This window comes from Moritella sp. 5, assembly GCF_018219455.1.
GTDB lineage: Bacteria > Pseudomonadota > Gammaproteobacteria > Enterobacterales > Moritellaceae > Moritella.
Map to the genome: position 1 here is coordinate 1896420 of NZ_CP056122.1, position 19630 is coordinate 1916049.

The 19630-nt window shown below is 40.6% G+C and carries 18 protein-coding genes; 11 read left to right on the forward strand and 7 right to left on the reverse strand.

Features of this window, described 5'->3' with window-relative positions:
* Positions 1-75: 75 nt before the first annotated feature.
* Positions 76-516, forward strand: a complete 441-nt coding sequence (gene soxR, locus HWV01_RS08490; RefSeq protein ID WP_211674963.1) for a redox-sensitive transcriptional activator SoxR — start codon at positions 76-78, stop codon at positions 514-516.
* Positions 517-640: 124 nt separating this feature from the next.
* Here soxR and HWV01_RS08495 read toward each other — a convergent pair whose 3' ends face one another.
* Positions 641-1807, reverse strand: coding sequence for a methyl-accepting chemotaxis protein (locus tag HWV01_RS08495; RefSeq protein WP_249185486.1), 1167 nt, complete (start codon positions 1805-1807; stop codon positions 641-643).
* 231 nt (positions 1808-2038) lie between these two features.
* Between HWV01_RS08495 and HWV01_RS08500 the strand changes: the two genes are divergently transcribed.
* From HWV01_RS08500 to HWV01_RS08525, 7 genes are all read left to right on the forward strand, one after another.
* Positions 2039-3133 carry a YdcF family protein gene (locus HWV01_RS08500; RefSeq protein ID WP_211674964.1) on the forward strand — a complete coding sequence of 365 codons (1095 nt, stop codon included), beginning with the start codon at positions 2039-2041 and terminating at the stop codon, positions 3131-3133.
* Between the two features lie 316 nt (positions 3134-3449).
* Positions 3450-3566, forward strand: coding sequence for a hypothetical protein (locus tag HWV01_RS22475; protein ID WP_371816351.1), 117 nt, complete (start codon positions 3450-3452; stop codon positions 3564-3566).
* 19 nt (positions 3567-3585) lie between these two features.
* On the forward strand, positions 3586-3951 hold the full coding sequence (locus HWV01_RS08505) for a GFA family protein (RefSeq protein ID WP_211674965.1): 366 nt from the start codon (positions 3586-3588) through the stop codon (positions 3949-3951).
* Positions 3952-4042: 91 nt separating this feature from the next.
* Positions 4043-4669 carry an HAD-IA family hydrolase gene (locus HWV01_RS08510; RefSeq protein WP_211674966.1) on the forward strand — a complete coding sequence of 209 codons (627 nt, stop codon included), beginning with the start codon at positions 4043-4045 and terminating at the stop codon, positions 4667-4669.
* Positions 4670-5404: 735 nt separating this feature from the next.
* Positions 5405-6967, forward strand: a complete 1563-nt coding sequence (locus HWV01_RS08515) for a methyl-accepting chemotaxis protein (RefSeq protein ID WP_211674967.1) — start codon at positions 5405-5407, stop codon at positions 6965-6967.
* 269 nt (positions 6968-7236) lie between these two features.
* Entirely contained in the window at positions 7237-8079 is an 843-nt protein-coding gene (locus tag HWV01_RS08520) for a mechanosensitive ion channel family protein (RefSeq protein ID WP_211674968.1), read from the forward strand.
* 25 nt (positions 8080-8104) lie between these two features.
* Positions 8105-8623: a GNAT family N-acetyltransferase gene (locus tag HWV01_RS08525; RefSeq protein ID WP_249185487.1), complete on the forward strand. Its 519-nt coding sequence runs from the start codon at positions 8105-8107 to the stop codon at positions 8621-8623.
* Between the two features lie 71 nt (positions 8624-8694).
* On the opposite strand, the gene oleD is transcribed toward HWV01_RS08525, so the two are convergent.
* The 5 genes from oleD to HWV01_RS08550 form a co-directional block, all read right to left on the reverse strand.
* On the reverse strand, positions 8695-9762 hold the full coding sequence (oleD, locus tag HWV01_RS08530) for a 2-alkyl-3-oxoalkanoate reductase (RefSeq protein ID WP_211674970.1): 1068 nt from the start codon (positions 9760-9762) through the stop codon (positions 8695-8697).
* A 25-nt stretch (positions 9763-9787) separates the two neighbouring features.
* Positions 9788-11524 carry an olefin beta-lactone synthetase gene (oleC, locus tag HWV01_RS08535; RefSeq protein WP_211674971.1) on the reverse strand — a complete coding sequence of 579 codons (1737 nt, stop codon included), beginning with the start codon at positions 11522-11524 and terminating at the stop codon, positions 9788-9790.
* 5 nt (positions 11525-11529) lie between these two features.
* Entirely contained in the window at positions 11530-12408 is an 879-nt protein-coding gene (locus HWV01_RS08540; RefSeq protein WP_211674972.1) for an alpha/beta fold hydrolase, read from the reverse strand.
* Positions 12409-12412: 4 nt separating this feature from the next.
* On the reverse strand, positions 12413-13462 hold the full coding sequence (locus tag HWV01_RS08545; RefSeq protein WP_211674973.1) for a 3-oxoacyl-ACP synthase III: 1050 nt from the start codon (positions 13460-13462) through the stop codon (positions 12413-12415).
* Positions 13463-13568: 106 nt separating this feature from the next.
* Entirely contained in the window at positions 13569-14789 is a 1221-nt protein-coding gene (locus HWV01_RS08550; protein WP_211674974.1) for a multidrug effflux MFS transporter, read from the reverse strand.
* Between the two features lie 442 nt (positions 14790-15231).
* Here HWV01_RS08550 and HWV01_RS08555 point away from each other — a divergent pair, with 442 nt between their 5' ends.
* The 3 genes from HWV01_RS08555 (at position 15232) to HWV01_RS08565 (ending at position 18769) form a co-directional block, all read left to right on the forward strand.
* Positions 15232-16080 (forward strand): N-acetylmuramoyl-L-alanine amidase-like domain-containing protein, encoded by an 849-nt coding sequence (locus tag HWV01_RS08555; RefSeq protein WP_211674975.1) that lies wholly within the window; start codon positions 15232-15234, stop codon positions 16078-16080.
* A gap of 168 nt (positions 16081-16248) precedes the next feature.
* Positions 16249-17289, forward strand: a complete 1041-nt coding sequence (locus tag HWV01_RS08560) for a Gfo/Idh/MocA family protein (protein ID WP_211674976.1) — start codon at positions 16249-16251, stop codon at positions 17287-17289.
* Entirely contained in the window at positions 17270-18769 is a 1500-nt protein-coding gene (locus HWV01_RS08565; RefSeq protein ID WP_211674977.1) for an ABC transporter substrate-binding protein, read from the forward strand. Before HWV01_RS08560 ends, HWV01_RS08565 begins: the two co-directional genes overlap by 20 nt.
* A gap of 42 nt (positions 18770-18811) precedes the next feature.
* Here the strand turns inward: HWV01_RS08565 and HWV01_RS08570 are convergent, their stop codons facing one another.
* Positions 18812-19390 carry a sulfite exporter TauE/SafE family protein gene (locus tag HWV01_RS08570; protein ID WP_211674978.1) on the reverse strand — a complete coding sequence of 193 codons (579 nt, stop codon included), beginning with the start codon at positions 19388-19390 and terminating at the stop codon, positions 18812-18814.
* Positions 19391-19630 lie beyond the last annotated feature (240 nt).

The following is a 19630-nucleotide window of genomic DNA, read 5'->3' on the forward strand; positions in this document are numbered from 1 at the left end:
TCTAATACCTCAACCTATGTTGAGGTAAAGTCCTATTTTCATAAACTTAAATACAAAATTAGATAGGGAAATCAGATGGAAATGAGTGTTGGGCAAGTCGCCGCAAGGGCTGGTGTTAAGGTATCAACCTTGCACTTTTATGAGACGAAAGGGCTTATTCAAAGTTGGCGTAATGCTGGAAATCAGCGCCGCTATGACCGCAGTGTGTTAAGGCGAATCTCTGTGATTAAAATGGCTCAAAAGTTGGGTGTGTCTTTACAAGAAGTGACAATAATGCTTTCTCAGTTATCCAAAGAAAAAGCCCCCACAGAAGAAGAGTGGAGAGCGATGGCAAATGTGTGGAAGTTACAGTTAGACGAACGTATTAACCGTTTACAAACGTTGAGAGATGACCTTGATGAATGCATAGGTTGTGGTTGCCTATCTATCAATAAGTGTAAACTAAGAAATCCGCAAGACATCTTAGCTCAGACAGGCAAAGGCGCGGTATTATGGAAAAGCAGTAATTTAACCTAATAGCGTATTCGAGTTACTGGAAAATTACACATAACCGCATTTGGCAAGGTGCGTAAGCTATAATCGGTGAAACGAGTCATTCTCATGTGGCCTCTCTATTAGAGCTTACTCTAGGCTGCTAGCGTTAGCGAGTTTTAAAACTGCCAAGTTGTACTACAATTTGTGCTGTAGCCTCACTTAGACGATGGCCTTGTTGTTCCAATTCGCTACTGTCATGAGCATTGGAACCCGAGAGGTTTTTAAGTTTTTCAATTTCGCCTGCAACATCTCTCACTAAGCGATTAATATATTGAATATCAACATTATCTTTAGTTTCATTTTCGCCGATTAATGACAAAATCCCATCTATATTACTACAAGCGACCTCCAATTCTGATTGGCTCGAAGCTGTGTGTTCCGATAGTGAAGTGATGGCTAATGACTGTATTTTCATTTGCTCACCAGCATCGACTACGGCGGCAGAAATATTTGCGATGATTTGGTTAATTTGAACCAGACTTTGTTGAGTCGATATAGCTAAGTTTCTGACTTCATCAGCGACTACTGCAAAGCCTCGGCCATGTTCACCTGCTCGAGCTGCTTCAATAGCTGCATTTAATGCGAGTAAATTTGTTTGATCGGCTAGATTATGTATCACGGATACCACATTCTCAATAGACTTCGTTTGCTCTGAAAGCAGGTTGAATTTACCGTGTAGCTCGTCGTTACTTTTGATGTATGATTTGAGTCCTTTGGACATCGACCCCATATTATTATTGGATATAATTAGTCCTGCGTGGGTTCGTTCTACTTGCAGACGCGTTTCTTCTGCTTTTTCTTGTAGCGCAACAGAAGTACTGTCCAAAGTGTCGATTCTATCCGTCAGATAACCAACATGATTATCCTGTTCTTGAATGCGTGAAGAGATATTTTGCGCTTTTAGTTTAAGGAGCTCTGCAATATCATCCGAGGTATTCGCTTGATCTTGAATATCGACCAACGCATCTTTCACATTTATTCGGAAGGCGTTGATTACATCTAGCACGTTACCAATCTCACTGTTGTAGCGGCTATCTAAGTCGCAAGGGATTGAAAGATCTTTTTTCTCAAAAGATTTCATGTATCCAGTGACATTTTCTAATGAGTCTACTCCCCAGTATTTTTCATCGATGTCGTGGAGGATTAAAAATACTATAACGACATATTGAATGATCTGTGCAGTTAGATTATCAGTTAAAAATAGCGCGTTAATAAACAGTGCAACAGCACCCAGCCAGTGAATAAAACGCATTCGTAAAAATAGTGAGCGCATAAATTTTTCCTATAAATTGTATGGTTACAAGTTCGCTGAGTTTGTATACTCACATAAGTAACATTTTACATGTATGTTATAGAGTTAATTGAAAAATACAAATATAATTCATCGTCATACTTCTGTTATAGCGGCTATTAAGGTTATTTCTTAATCGGAGAAACTCTTTGGGTTTATACCAAAGCTTTATCACTGTAGGATAAGACACCTGTTTATACATTCGGTACAATCATGAAAAGCAAATTATCTACACTTACCCTTGCACTTATTCTTTCAAGTTCTATTTATTCAGCGCAAACTGTTGCAGCGTCAGATGTTATTCAGCCGCGAGCTAATTACACGGAAATGACATCCCAACGTCAAGTAGTCGATCAACTACTTAACGATGCTTATCAAGCCTTCAAAAATCCAGCTCGTATATCTCATGCTGGTTTTACGGCAAAAATGCCAAGCAATATGGAAATCATCACCAATAACTTGCTTGATGCTTATCAATTAGAACCTTACCGAATCGATTTGCTATTTTCTGCAGCGAATGCTCAGATCTATAACAAGAATGTAGACCGAGCGATTGAACTATTCACCCAAATCTTAAGCGTGGCTCCAGATGACGTAGATGCACACTCTTATTTAGTTATTTGGCAGAACTTTAAAGGCAACAAAAGTGAAGTTTCTCGCCATCTAAACGCATTAGAAGGACTGAATAAAGGACGCGTAGCGGACTTGAAGAAAATCATATCTACCATTGACCGCATTGTCGAAACGCCACTAAGCAATAAAATCAAAAAATCAGGCAAAGGCAATAACGCGATCATTACGTTAGGTTATGCGTTAAATCCAGATGGTAGCATGAACCCAATTTTAATTGACCGACTTAACGCAACCTTGACTATGGCGAAAAAGAACCCTGAGTCCTATATTGTGGTTACTGGTGGCGTGCCTAAAAACCACAAAACCGAAGGTAAACTAATGGCTGATTGGTTAGTGAAACACGGTATTGATTCATCTCGTATTATAGAAGATAACTACGCGAGAAGTACGGTAGAAAATGCACTGTATAGCAGCTACGCTTTGGCTCGTCATAATATTGATCATGCAACGATTATCAGTTCTGCAAGTCATGTTCGCCGCGGACAAACATTATTTGAAGTAGCAAGCTGGCAGACTGGTCCTAAAGGTGTCTCCTTTGACACTTATGCTGCGAATGACAGACCATTAGAAGAGCTTAAAGTACCAAGTGATGGTGAATTGTTAGGTATTTACCGTGATGCTTTACGCGTATATGGTATGTGGAGCTATCGCTCATATCCTTTAGAGCAGCGTTAATTGCTCTGTCACTCTAAATAAGATAATGGTTCGCTACATAAAATCTAGCGAACTAACTCCCACCAATGATTATTCCAGACACCTAGCTTTGTTAGGTAGCTTATCTATCTCCGTGTTGTCACACTTTGTCATAAAACAGTTTTATTTTTCTTGCTATAAAGTTAAATCCCAATAAAATCAGTTGTGTAGTTGTAGTTGTAGTTGTAGTTGTAGTTGTAGTTGTAATTGTGAATGACTAACAAGCGATTAAACAGATATGGTGGATTAGGTTTCTCTTCACGCTTAAAGCTACGACACGGAGGAAAGCTACAAACAGATGATTGATGAAAAATGTAAGGTTGTTCCTTCATATAACGATTACTGGGATGTTGTTGGTAAAACATTTGAAGATATAGACGGGTATCACGCAATCGACACCTATTTGGGTGTTTAACATCAAGGAGTTTCACTAAATGATTGAGGTAAGCTGCCATTGTGGCAATATCAAAATAGCTGTTCCAGCCACAACAGAAACAGTCACCAGTTGTAATTGTTCCGTTTGTAGTAAATATGCATCACTCTGGGCGTATTTTTCACCTACAGAAGTTACGATTAACGCTGCAAAAGATGTTATATCTTCATATTGCTGGGGTTACAAAACACTTGAATTCCATCACTGTAATAATTGTGGTTGTTTAACTCATTACACACCAACAAAAATTGGCAATAAAAATAGAATGGCTGTTAATTTTCGTTTAGTTAACCCAAATATTATTTGTTCACTTAAAACTAGGTGTGTTGATGGTGCTGCTGATACATGGGTAGAAATAAAGCCGTAACCCATTTACAATATACTTATGTCGATTCAGTTATCTATTTGTAATTAATAGTATATTTGGTTCCGTTTATATAATCTGTTAAGTGGATAATATGATTAAGTGTATAATTTTCGACTGCGATGGAACATTAGTTGACAGTGAGTACCTTTGTAATCTTGGCCTTGAAATGATGCTAGAAAATTACGGTATAGATTCCTCTGCTACAGAGATGATGGAAAAGTATCGTGGTGGTAAATTAGCTGCAATCCTTCAGGATATAGAATCAGAACACCAAATTAATTTAAAAGATAATTTCGTAACCTCCTATCGAATACTTGTTGATGAGCTCTTTGAAAAAGAATTAAGACCGTGCGAAGGTGTGGACAAAGCATTAAACGAAATCTTACTGCCTAAATGTGTCGCATCTAGTGGTCCACTTGATAAAATTAAAAAAGCGTTGTCCATTACTGGACTGACCGAGCACTTTAATGGAAAAATCTATAGTTCGTATGTAGTCGACTCTTGGAAACCTGATCCTGGTATATTTTTACACGCAGCAAAAGAAATGGGTTTCCAACCTAATGAATGTGCCGTTGTTGAAGATAGTCCGGTAGGTATATCAGCAGCTAAGGCAGCAGGTATGCGCCCAATATTGTATGATCCAAACAATATACATAGTGCAATTTCATGTTTGCACACCATCAGGAATATGCGGGAACTTCAGCGTGCAATCACTTAACAAGGCCATGTAATCCGACAGGCGTTATGTGGCTCGACTTCTTATCAAATTTAGTCAAGGAATGAGCGATTTATGATAGGTAAAAGCGAAAAATTACAGATGCATTTTGTCATGCTCATTGCCTTTCTTGGTTGTGCAGGTGTTTCGTTCCCATATCACAACAGCACTCGGTAACCTTATCACGAGTTAAATTGTGATCCAGCCTTGATTAGATTAAATATTATTCAAGGTGCTCTCCATTTTATGGTGACTTGTATCGCATATTACAAAAATATTAGAAATAAGTATTTCCATTAGAATCAACGCGAAAGGGGGATTCACTAAGACAGTGTAAAATGGTCCATCCAGAATTACGGGTTAAAATTGATTCTAAAGGGGTAGAATAAGCGTTAGAGAGGACTTTTTTCCTGAATAACCATGACCTGCGCATTAGCATCTTCACGTTCAATAAGCCGTATATCGACGATTTTCTCTCTAGATAAAGAAAGCCTCGAATGAGCCATTACAATTGTAAAAAGTAGATTAAATAGCGGTAAACCTCACCTTAAATTAACAAGTTTCAATGTCCTGTAACATGGCATCATGGTATTCTGATTTTTCAATCTATGCTCTGATTTAAAAGCGGGGGTAGAATATTTTAGTTATTGTAGCCTGTTGATTCTAGATGATAACAAGTGGAATGAATATATGGTATTTAATTACTGTAACTGAATGATAACACCAAGGATGTCGTGTATGAAAAATCTAATATTAATAACGGTATTCGTTATGTTTGCGATCGCAGGCATAACAAGTATCACCTCTACTGCTTATATATCTAATCAAAAAATTGATGGCATTATATTAAAAAAATCCCAAGTAAAGGCTGAAGTCATTGCTAAAAACGTTGAGTATGTATTACAAAAGTCTTCCCAGCCATTGGTTGATTTACAAGAGTTAGTACTGTCACTTTCAGAACGTTCAGATATTAGCTACGCGATTTTCATAGACCGAAACATCCAAGCCGTTGCACATAGTGATATAAGCAAGTTAAATAAGATCTATAAAGATAGCTACACTGTAGAAGCTGCAGGGAAAGGCAAGCAAAAATACTCTAAATGGTATGCGGATGTGCAAGACATGTGGGTGTACGACATAATGGTCCCCGTTTATGATAAGAATGGTGAGTTATTGGGTGCTTTTGATATTGGTATCCCAATTTCAGAAGTCGATGATGCTGTAGCAGATATTGTAATCACTCAGTTAATCGCAATTATTGCTATCTTCCTGATATGTGCTTTCGTGTTGATGTGGCTACTGGGTCGATTTTTCAAACCGCTTGCTGGCTTGCAACAGGCATTAGACGATATATCAAAAGGCGATGGAGACCTTACCGTTAGATTACCTGTGCAAGGAACGGATGAAATAGCCCATATTTCTAAAGCATTCAATATCTTTGTGGGTAATATTAATGAAATAATTTCCAAAGTCGTAGATACGGGGTTAGGTATAGGTCGTTCAGCGACAGAACTTCGCAGTCAATCTCAGCTTGGGTTATCAAGAGGTGAAGCACAAAGCGAGCGAACGTTATTAGTCGCAACTTCAATAAATGAAATGATCGCGACTATTAATGAGATATCGCAAAATGCTGCGGGTGCTGCAAATTCGGCTGATGGTGCAAATAGCGAAACTCAAGCTGGGCGTAAAACATTACAAGACTCATCTAATACCATCAATAGCCTTGGTGGTGAAATGAGTAACATGTCATCGGTTATCACAGCATTAGCGGGAAGAACACAGTCAATCGGGTCTATACTCGACGTGATCAGAGGTGTTTCAGAACAGACTAATCTTCTTGCTCTCAACGCCGCAATTGAAGCTGCCAGAGCGGGTGAGGCTGGCCGAGGTTTTGCTGTCGTCGCAGATGAAGTCAGAAATCTTGCTACTAAAACTGCACAGTCAACCGATGAAATTCAAAGTATGATTAATCAGTTGCAGCATGAGGCCCAAAATGCGGTAGAGGCGATGGAAAGTAGTCGATCTTTAACAGAAGAGGGTACAAGAACCACAGCTCAAGCTCTGGAAGTTCTCGAAAACATATCAGTGCAAGTCATTACTATCCTTGATATGAATACCCAAGTCGCAACTGCTACCGAAGAGCAATCTTGTGTAGCAAATGAAATCAATATGAATATGGATTCGGTCAATAACTCTGTTCAAGAAGGCTTGATCGCTAGCCAAGAGCTAGAAGCGTCTAGTAAAACTCTGGAGCAGCTTGCTCAAACTTTAGATCTTCATGTAGGTTCATTCAAAATATAATATTTAAGGCTTCTAATTCTAGGGGTTCTTTATTATGTTCAATAGTGAGTGTGACGACGTCACGCTCACTATCTAAATATCAAGCTTATGTCAGCGGAAAATAACCTCTTTTGTTATCGATAACCTAATCTTATATACAGAGTTCCGTGTCATCGCTGTGATGAGATAAACAGGCAAGACATAAACGTAACCGTAACCGATCGAACGTCAATGAGCATTGGCAAGCAATATCATTATTCAGGGAATTTAAAGGATTAAAGGACAACAATATGGACGAGATCGCGTTACAAGAAGAGCTAGAACAACTGCAGAACGTGTATACCATCATAACTGAATTTGTGGTGCAATACAGTTTCCAGACTTTTGGTGCGATGATTATTTTCATCATCGGCTTGTGGGTGGCTGGTAAAGTTCAACGCTTTATTGCTGCCCAATGTCTAAAGCATGATGTTGATGTCACCCTGAGCGGATTTATTTCCAATGCTGTGCGCATGCTCGTCATTGTGATGGTCGCAGTGATTGCATTGGGCAAACTCGGGATCAGTGTGGCGCCGTTTATTGCTGCCGTCGGTGCGTTGGCATTGGGTGCTGGTTTGGCCCTGCAAGGTATGCTGTCAAACTATGCCGCGGGGGTTACTATTATTTTAACCCGTCCGTTTGTGGTAGGTCATACCGTCAAAATCCAGGGCGTCATTGGCGTGATTAAAGAGATCACTCTTGGGATGACGATCCTCACGAATGAAGAGGGTGATGAAATCAGTATTCCCAACAAGCATATCGTTGGTGAAATCCTGCATAATTCCTTTGAATACATGTTGGTGGAAGCCTCCATCGGCATTAGTTATAACGACGATCCTGAACAGGCTATTGCCACTTTAAGTACTGTGCTGGCTAGCATAGATGCAGTAGCCAAAGATCCTGCCGCGCAAATTGGCATTGAAGCCTTTGGCGATAGTTCAATTAATTTGGGCATACGTTTCTGGGTGCCAACGAAAAACTATTTTGAAGTGAAATACAGCGTTAACCTAAAGATGTTTCAGGCACTGAAACAAAACGGAATCACCATCCCCTTTCCACAACGTGAAGTACGATTACTTTCAGAAAAGGTTTAAGCACACTATGAAGGAACTTGATGAAGTGAAAATTCGTAGGGCAAAGCCTAGTGAATTGGAATCAATTTATTATTTGATAACTTGCGATGAAGAGTGGACTAAGTTTAATGCTCCTTATTTTCCATATTCAACGCCATCATTGAACGAGTTTTCAAGAAATACCTTCTCACGTTTATGCGATGGTTCAGATATCCAATTAGTTACAGTAAATGACGTGCCAGTTGGGACTGTTAGTTATTACTGGGAATGTGAGTCTACTCGCTGGCTAGAAATGGGGATTGTAATCTACGACTCTAATTTTTGGGGTAAAGGTTTGGCTTATAGAGCGCTACCACAATGGACCAGCTACTTATTTGCTGTTTTGGACATTGAGCGTGTTGGTTTAACTACTTGGTCTGGAAATCCTCGGATGATGGCTTGCGCAGAGAAGTTAGGCTTTCAACAAGAAGCCTGTTTACGTAAGGTTCGTTACTACCAAGGAGAGTATTATGATTCGATTAAATATGGGATGATTCGTCGTGAATGGGAGAATCGAGCCAGCTAAACTAGACTGACTCCGTGCTTCTCCAAAGGATCTTAATGGTTATTTTCAAAGAGACGAAACTTTAAAAGTAATCAAACTTTGATGTCTCCTGATAAAGAGGCTCTTAGACGCTGCATACCTTCATCAATAGATACCTGAGGCTGATAACCAAGGTCCGCTTTAGCCGCGCTGATATCAAAGTAATGGCTGGTTGATAATTGACGCGCGACAAAACGCGTCATCATTGGTTCTTGGGTCTTGCCAAGTAACTGGTATACCTTCTCCAGTACGGTGCCGACTAAGTAGGCCAGTAGTGCTGGTACGCGTTTCGTCACCGGTGGTAAATCAGCACAATGGAGTATTTTATTGAGCATGCTGGCCATCGTGATAGGTTGATCATTACTGACAAAGTAGCTATTACCAGCACAACTTGGCGTAGGGTCGGCGAGCCTTAGCGCCGCCAGAATATGGGCATAGGCGGCATTGTCGATATAGATAGTATCAACCAGTTTATCCTCTTTACCGACTAATTTTAATCGACCGAGTTTGGCTCTGGCAATGACTCGTGGCACTAGGTGCGGATCACCGGGTCCCCAAATTAAATGTGGCCTTAAGGCAAGGGTTTTTAATTTATCGCTATTAGCGGCCAGTACCATTTGCTCGGCAAGCGCTTTGGATTGCGCATAATAATTTAAGAATGACTGGGCGTAAGGTTGCGATTCATTGATCCCTGCCTCGTCTTCGCCCGTAAATGTCACACTTGGGGTGCTGGTATATACTAAGCGCTCGATAGCCAGTGACTGACAGGCCTGAATGATATTGGCAGTACCTTCCACATTAGGTCGATAATAATCAGCTTTCGAACCCCATACACCTGCTTTCGATGCGACATGAAAGACCAAGTCACAGTCCTTCATCGCCGCGGTGAGCGTCGACAAATCGCTGATATCGCCTTGCACCATGTTGATACCTAACGTTGATAAGTGCGGATAATGGCCACGGGCGAACCCGGTGACTTTAATTCCGGCAGCACATAATGCCCGGCAGATGCTGGTCCCTAAAAAACCACCGGCACCAGTGACAAATACATGTTTGGTGGTCGCAGATAATGCAGTAAGTGCACGTTGTTCTGCGGGCGGACGTAAACTGAAATTCGTCATATTAAGACCTTGTTTTAGAATACTGTTAACGATTATAAGGTGCTTGTTTTTGTGCCCAAAGAGCTAATTTCTCACGAAATATTTTGGCATTGTGGCGAATATCGACAGGAAAATCAGGGTGAATTAAAAACGCGTTGATCGCGGATGTTTGCTGATGTTTATTGCCAATCGCGTTAAGTTCGTTAAATAACTGTTCAGTCGAGATGACAGCATCATTTTCTAATTCGACACACAGTAACGGTATGGTTTCACCTTGGTATTGGATCCCCACCAGTGCGGTACGTTTCACTTGCTCATGGGTATTAAATATTCGCTCACAAGGGATCGAAAAATAGCGTTGACTCGGCGTGGCTACGCTGTGCGCTTTACGTCCACACATCCATAACTGACCTTGTTCATCCACATATCCAAGATCCCCCATGCGGTGTCGAAACACTGGCTGTGATTCAGTGCTCGTTGGGTCTTTAATCTTGGCTTGTTGGGTGGCAACGTCGCGGCGATAATAGCGCTGACTGACTACTTGTCCTTTCACGACGATCTCACCAATTTGTTGGGTTGGTAAGGTTAAGTCATTATCCCAATCTGTAATGACATCTTCGCTGATCGCAATAATGGCGATCTCAACATCTTTGATTGGCTGGCCAACGCAGATCCCGCCACCATTATTGGTAATGTCTTGCATGGTTAACAGTGCTTTACTGCCAATCTTAGTGAGGGGCAATGACTCTGTGGCACCATAAGAATTCCATACCTCTACATCGGTTTTAAGCAAGCGAGTAAAGCGTGAAATTGACGATAAGGTTGCTGGCGCTCCAGCAGATATCACGCGTTTCAAGCTGGTTAATATCTGCGGTTGACCGTGTTTGCAGCCTGCTTGACCAAGGATCTCGATTAATGCCGGATTAGCAAACAGGTTAGTGCACTGGTATTTTTCAATGGCAGCAAAGATAAAGTTCGGGTTAGCGGTTATCGGTTTGCTGGCATCCATATCTGGAATAATTGACGCCATGCCCAGCGCTGGACCAAATAGCGAGAATAACGGGAAGGTACTGAGATCTCTTTCTCCGGGCTTTATACCGTAATCATCGCGGAGCGCTTGTATTTGTCCTTCAAACATTTGGTGGCTGTAAACAACGCCTTTAGGCACGCCAGTACTGCCACTGGTGAATAATATGGCACACAATTCACTGTTATCAAATAGCGCGATAGGATAAGGCTTAACCTGCTCATCTTGATGTTTATTTGGGGTTAAATTGGCACGATACTCAGTTAATAAACGCTGTAAGCTCATTTGTCCGGTGAGGCGAGACAGTATTTCACAGCCGCCGACGGTCAGGCTACATCTGACACTGTCTTTACCCCAGCCAAACAGTTTACGTGCGATATGGGCTTTGGGAATACCAATGAAAGCATCGGGAGCCGATTCACTAAAACATTGTTTTAGATTACGGATCCCCATTCCTGGATCAACTAAGATCGGCACGATACCCGCTTTAAATAATGCAAAGGTCAAGACAAAGAAATCAATGCTTGGCGTGACCATTAATACGGCTTTCATTCCTCGTTTTATGCCATAAGCATTTAGCGCATAGGCGAGTTCATCACTTTGCTGATCAAGAGACGATAAATTAATTTCGTCATAAACCAATTGACCTCTACTGCTACGCTGCACGGCGACAGCGAGAGAGTCGGGGGTCGCGAATGCTGCGTGGGAGAGATGGCGACAGAAGTTCATCGCCTCTGAGGTTGCGCTGATTGCCATATAATTCAGCCCTTATCTGTGATGAAGTCAGTAATTAGCCCGATAACTTCATCACTGGCGTCTTCAAGAATATAATGACCGCAGTCATCAAATTCATTCACTTGCGCGTGCGGCATGCGTTGTTTCCATTGCGCTAAAAAGTGTTTATCAAACACAAAATCTTTTAATCCCCAGCAAATCAGGGTTGGCACAGTCGAAAACTTAGCCAGACTATCGCTAATATCAGAGACTAGCTGATAATTTCGATCTTCAGGTTTTAGCGGAATGTCCTGCACAAAACGTAAGGTGGAAATACGGTTACGCCAAGAGTTAAAAGGCGATACATAAGCGCGGCGAACATCTCGGCTCATTGCTTTGCGACGAACGCCAACAATCGAAGCGATAGATGAAAAGGCATTAAAACCGCGCACTAAAAACGTGCCGACAAAGGTACTGCGACAGATCCATAATGGTAGCGGAAACGCTTTTGATAAAGGCAGATGAAAAGCCGCTGTATTTAAGATCACCAGGCGTTTGATCCGCTCTGGATATCGCGCGGCATAACCCATACCTATCATGCCGCCCCAGTCGTGGACGACTAAGGTGATGTTTTCTTTAATATCCAGATGCTCAAGTAATGCTTCCAGATCATCAATTCGGCTGGTTAAGGTATAGTCGTAATCGTTATCATCGGGCTTATCAGAAAGACCACAACCAATATGGTCGGGTACAATACACTGATAATTGGTGCTTAATGCCGAGACTAGATTTCGATAATAAAACGACCAACTCGGGTTACCGTGAACCATAACGACAGGCTCTCCGGTTCCTTCATTGAGGTAATGATATTGCTGACCGTTACGATCAAGGTAGTTACGTTTAAACGGGAATAATTTATCTAACATAGGGTTACCATTTTAATCCAAGCATCATACAATTTAAGCCACTGCCTATTCCTAAGAAGCTCACGTTGTCACCTTTCTTCAAAAAGCCTTCTTCGTCGGCCATCGCTGCGGTCACCGGCAGTGATACTGTGCCCATGTTTCCCAGGTATTTGAAGGTCGGAAACTCTTTTTCAACCGGAATATTTAAGGCGGCTAATACTTTCTTTTGGTTGGCTGCACCGACTTGATGACAAATTACTTTATTGACATCTTCAGGGGTCCACTGGCGTTGCTCTAAAAATTGCTGCCAGGTTTCTTGCGCCAGTGCGACGCCTTCTTTGAGTAATTTGACTGCGTCGGTACGCATATATTCACGGTATAACTGAGTATCGATTTCTTTCAATCCCCACTGGCATAGATCGTGATGTTCTGGCGCAGATAAGTGCGTGGCCCCTAATAATTGGTGATTTCGAGACCCAGCTAAATTTAAGCTGCCATCGGTAAGTAATATAGCAACGGCACCAGAGCCGCCAGTCAAGGTCGCCAGTGATGTGGCGTAATTTCTGATGGTCGGATCGGCTAGCATATCATCGATAGTCACATCAACAATATGACGTGCAGATTCACAAGAAACCACTAAACCCGCTTTTATCTGGCCCAATTCGATGCGGTTGGCGATATCTAACATGCCGGACAAGGCCCCTAAACAGGCATTACTGATGTCATAAATGGCGGTGTTATTAGATACGCCCAGTTTTGCGGCGATACGGCATGCTGTTGCTGGTTCGTGTTGGTCACGGCAGACACCGGTATATACTACCGCGCCGATATCGCTGACATTGATGCCCGTTTCATCAAGGGCCTTTTGTGCGGCAATTAACGCGCCGTCAGATAACATGTAGTCTTTTGGCCACCAGCGACGTTGGGTAATACCAGTGAGAGCGGCAAGTTGACCGACAGGAATTCGTAACTTTTGATATAAAGGAGCTAAGCGGAGTTCTAGTGCTGTACTTGTTATGATCTCAGGAGCCAGTTCATAGGTCAGGCTATTAATAAAAACGCGGTTATATTTCATGGCTAGGTTATTTTGCTCAATTGAGGCGAATTATCGCCTTATTTTAATTACATAAATTACGTTAACGTTATTTGAGCAAGAAAGCGGTGTAGATACAACTAAAAGTTTATTTCGAGTCATGCGAGTTTAAGGGTAAATAGGATTGGTTTAAATGCCGATGTCGGCTATGCGTTAATATCAGCGCTATGGTTAAACCTGTGAGTAAATAGAAAACCCCCAAACTTGTTTGACTGTTGATCAAATGTTTGATTAAAAAACCACCGAGCAGCCCGGCAATACACATCTGTACCGATCCCGATAATGCAGATACCGCCCCGACTTGCTTACTGTGTGGTGCCAGTAACATGCTCATCGATAATGGAAAGCAGATCCCTTGTGCTATGGATAGTAAAGTAAAACCAAATATCAGGTTAGGCAACGACATCTCATTAAACACTAACCAACAGCCAGCCATCATCATAATGCTCGATGCTAAGTATATTAGTTGATTGGTAGTGAAGCGTTTATTTAGTTTATTTAAGATCAAGCAGCCCATTAATAATCCTGTAGATGGGATGATCATCACTTCTCCGTACTCTGCGGGACTAAGTTTTAATCCTTCTTGTAATAAGAAGGGTAGCAGTGACACGGATACCAGCGTTGATAAGTAACCGACCCAGTTATAGCTTGCTGATGAGATCACTTGGTAGTTTTGTGATAAATGCCAGTAGCCACGTAGTGTTTTTCTTATTTTAAATTTTGTCACTGCATGTGGTAACGTTTCAGGTAAGACAAAGTATCCTAAAGTGACAATGGCCGATAGATAAAGCAATACAAAGATAAACACGGATTGCCAGCCAAAATGCCATGCGGCCCAGCCGCCGACAACAGGAGCCAAAATAGGCAGGATAGATGCTGTTATGGACATATAGGACATCGCTTGCGTGAGTTGGCTACCGCTGTAACTATCGCGGAGGACACTGCGGCTTAATACAGATGCGCTACCTGCACCTAAACCTTGTAATAAGCGACCTGTAATCAGTGCAGTATAGCTGTCGGGGAGTAGCACACAGATTAAGGTTCCGACCAAATAGATACCTTGACCGAGTAAAAATACCGGGCGACGACCGATAGCGTCTGACAACGGACCATAGAAAAGCTGCGATAATCCGAAGCCGACTAAAAATAGGGTGACAAGCTGCTGTATGTCGGCTTGGGGCACACCAAGATCACGGCTTATCAATGGCAATGAAGGCAGATAAATACTGACACCCACTTGTCCAGTGGCAATGATCATCATGGCTAAGGCAAGTGGGATTTTGTTAAATGGCGTTTGATTTATTTTCATGTAGCCAGTGTATATTAAGGCTACATGAATGATAATCCGCTTTATTGGAATGTCATTAAGTCCTAATGGGACCTAAACAAGCTTTGGTTTGTCTATTTTTTGTTACTCATGTTTACCCATTCATAATATGTTCATATCGATCTTACATACACTCGCTACGCATTACTTAATGTTACTTAGTGTTACTTATAAATCCTTAGTTTTTTAGCATTTATCAACGTGATATTGTCGATTAGTACATTGATTTAACTTGTTTTATATGATGAATTTGAACCTATTCTAGACCGCAGTGATTTACTCACCGGAACCGATGAAAATGCAGATGTCAGCAAGCAAATCTTTAATCGGACTCAATTATCTTTGCCATTTCATCATAAATACTTATCACTATCGAGTTCTATCATATTTTACTTAACCACTTATATTTAAATGGATTTTTATTATGAAGTTAAAAGTTTTACCTATTTTACTTACATCAATATTGTTTAGTACCTCTAGTTATGCAGCACTAGGGGAGCATAATGTTAACAATGATACTTTAACCAACAAACATAAAGTGCATGACTTTAAATTTTATGCATCTCTGTATGAGAAAAAATCTAATAAGCTTGATCGTATTTTACAAAGAAATCAGAGTAACCCAAAAAAGATTAAAGCTATTTCTAAATTATTTTTAAATTCGTCCTATGTGAAAAATCGTCTTATTGGATCTGGTGTAGAAAAAGAAAGGTTTGTAGCGGATTTCAGAGCATTAGACTGTTTTACCTTTTTAGATTATGTCGAATCTTTAAGAAAATCATATGACTTTTCATATGACTTTTCAGATAATTTAATTAAAACGCGATATAAAAATAGTAAAGTTGACTTCTTATTAAGAAAACATTTCTTTTCAGACTGGACCTATGAAGATGATAACGGTGATAGAAATGCTGAAGATATAACAGAGTATTTAACTGAGCACACTAACACGATACAAAAAGAGTTAAATCAAAAAGCGGATGGTGGAACTTACATCGCAGGGTTACCAATAGTATCAAGAAAAATATCCTATATTCCAGGCGATAGTATAGATGGCAGTGTCGTTAATAACCTTGAAAATGGTGACTACATTGGTATATATACAAACATAGCAGGACTAGATGTAACCCACACGGGGATATTTATTAGAGGGAAAAATGGACCCGTATATAGAAATGCATCATCACTTTCTAACAATATGAAAGTCGTTGATACGCCATTTTTAGAATATGTCCAAGGTAAACCGGGAATTGTAGTCTACAGGGCACTTTAAAATTACAATCCTATCCTGATCATCGGAGTGAAGGCGTCAATGATATGCCTTCACTCACCCCATTCAGTTCTCGCCTTAAATCATGAACAACTTCTATTATCTGTTCCATATTTAAAGAATGCTTTTGCCTATAAACTCTTAACTACAAGTTAAATAGTGAGATAAATCATGGTTAATACAGACAAAAGAGTAAGATGGGGAATCGCTGGATTAGGCAATATTGCTAGGCGGTTTGCTACGGCTTTGAATGGCAATAGTCAATATGGCGAGTTATATGCTGTAGCCGCCAGAGATTTAGGTCGCGCTGAACAATTTGGTGAAGAGTTTAAAAGTAACGTGAGCTATGGCTGTTACGACGATATGGCAACGGATCCTAATGTTGATGCTGTATATATTGCAACGGTACATCCGTACCACTATCCCTTAGTTGAACTATTTTTAACCCATAAGAAGCATGTCTTTGTTGAAAAACCAGCGTTCACCAACCTACAGGATTGGTTATCTATGAAGGCGTTAGCAACAAAAAATGGGGTGATATTATTAGAGGCCATGAAAACCGTTGCATTTCCAGCTTACCAAGAATTGAAGAACTACCTGATCAGGCATAACCTTAAACTGACTTCAATTGAAGCGAGCTTTGGTAATGAACACGAATATGATCCCGAGTTGTTCATATTTAATCCAAATTTAGCGGGCGGTGCAACGCTCGATGTGGGGGTTTACGGACTTTGGTTATACTGTGACCTATGTCGGTCGTTAGGGGTTAATGTCCCGGAACCTGTTGTTGAGATGTCAACGCTGGTGGCCGAGTCATACGTTGACACCGATGCTTGTTTTACTTTTACAGGTCAGGTTAACGGAAAAATATCAGCTTCAATTGTGAAAAATTTACCACGGGTCGCGATATTACGTGGTGATCAATTAGCCATTACCATTCGAGAAAAATGGTGGAATCCCAGTGTCATTGATATTGAATATCAAGGAAAAACATTCACCATCGATCATCCAGTAGAGGGGAATGGTTTTGAATTTGAAATCGATCACTTTTCACAGCTTGTGCTTGAAAATAAAACTGAATCTGACATCCTATTGTCAGAAGTAACAGCTCAAGTCCAATCGATTATGGAACATGGGTTAATTAACGCTGGATATGGTTACCTGACTCAATTAGGGGGCTTTGGAACACTGAATGGCAAACTTAAAGCGTAAGCTTGAAATTTACGAACAAATCTTTCAAACATTTGGTCCTGGAGTATCGACTTGTCAAATAAGTCAGATAGCGGCTCTGCTGCATGTCACTGAACGACATGTTCAAACTATACTAAAAAAATTGGTGAGTGTTGGTTGGATTCAATGGGAGGCAAGCTCTGGAAGAAGTAAAAAAGCGATACTTACTTGCCAAGTCGAGCCCATTGATGCTTGCTATGAATCCGCTAGAGGTCTAGCCGATGAAGGAAACTTAGATCAGTTGCTTAGTATCCTTAGCTTTGGTGGTAGAGATGCAGGAAGGGAGTTTCAATCATATTTAAATGACGCTAGTCACTCAGCTCGTCGTATTGCTTATATGCCTTTTCATCGTGAGTTAGAAGAGCTAAAACCTCATAAGGTGAAGCGGCGTACGGAACGTTTTTTGGTGACTCAAATTTGCCAATGTTTGACGTCAGTAGAGAAAGGGAGTGTAGTCGGTGATTTAGCTTATCACTGGGTCTCTAATGACAGTGCTACAAGGTGGCAATTTCAAATTCGCAGAGGGATACGTTTTCATGATGGGAGTATACTCAAAGCACAAGATGTTGCTCATTGCCTAAATAGGTTAATCCAACATGCATATTGGCATTCGACTTATAACCATATTATAGAAGTGAATGCTGTTTCTGATGAGCAGTTGGAGATTAAATTAAATCAGCCAGATTGGCATCTACCCAGATTACTTTCTCGGGCAGAGTCGTCAATATTTAAGATGACCTCGACGACCACGCGACTTATTGGTTCGGGGGCTTTCTCATTGGCAGTATTCTCTTCTAAAATGCTTAGATTAAGCCGTAATGCTTACTACTCACGTGAGACCTCTATCCTCGACTGGGTTGAGCTGTGGGTTTATCCTGAATGGGCACAAAGCAAAGCGTGTGCACAAAATCAGATTTGCCTTCAGGTACCAGATACGACTGTTACGAGCCAAAGTGACAAATCGGCCTCCTTTTTAATGATCCAAAACCCTCATAAATCGATGATGGAACGGCATATTACTTTTGAAGATACAGCGGAATGCAAGAAACTGTTTAGCAGTATATCAACCGATAATGATCAAGGTATTTCAGTGGATTATGGGGACTACAGTCAATCTGAACAAGTCAGTATTTGTAGTGTTATTGAAGAAAATGATTCATTTAGTGCTTGGTTAAGTTTTTTATTACAGTATCCATTTGAAAATCATGAGCTGGATGTTGGAATACTCGAAGCTCTACACTCATCTCTTACGTCAATTCGGAACGAGAGAGACTTCAATCAAGCGACAGACTTATTGGCCGCATTGTTCTCTTGGTTGAGTGAGCAAAACGTAGTAAAAGAATTAAAGCATGAGCCTTTTGTACTCGCGTTATCTGAACAAATTAATGGCGCTAACGTGAATGGATATGGCTGGAGTGAATTAAATAAAATATGGATTTCATTAGATTCAAATCCGCGTTAATCATCATATTCCTTCATATTACAGCTTTCTCAAAAATGCCTTCTAGAGAAAGCTGTAATAAATTATTGAACGTATTTGTTTGCTTAAAAAGCCATAGAGATAATTTTTATTGAGCTTAGAAAAAAATACATTAATACATTTTCTTAAAACAACTTCATTGAGCTTTAATGAGATCATCGCTCCTATTTTTGCGCCGACAAAAATGCCAATAATAAGATAAAAGCAGAGCCACCAGTCAATAGTGTCAGTGAACGCTCGCCCGGAAAATATACTAACAGATGAAAGTAAACCGATCACAGGCGCAGATGCTATCGCGACCTTAGGATTACAGTGGAAAATATAAATCATCACAGGTAGATAAATAAATCCGCCACCTTGGCCTACAGCACCATACATTAAGCCAAGTACAATACCGATCAAGGGCACTGAAGCTGAGCCAGAATTTACCTTACCGATAATATAAAATTGATCAGGTTTGTCTGCTATTAAAAATTGCAGTTTATGATCATCAGAAGCATTATTTTTGCTGGTGGTTTTTAGTATTTTTCCCAACATATTAGGAAGGATTTTACATCCATAACCGCCTGACTCTGAAAACTTAAGTAAGTTACAACTAGCCACTTTTATATCGTCCTTTTTAAATAGTACTAAAGTGGTAATTGTAAGTGAGTATTGTGACGTTTTTGTTTGTATTAAAAGTTAGAGGTAAGGACGTTGATTTGAAAGCGTCTGGATTGACTGTTTCTGCATAGTGACGCTGTGTTCGACCTGTAATATTTACAGACTGTCGCTAACAATTTATGAAGGATCGCCATTTATGGTCATGAGTAATCACGGCCTTATCAAAATTTTTTAAACCAA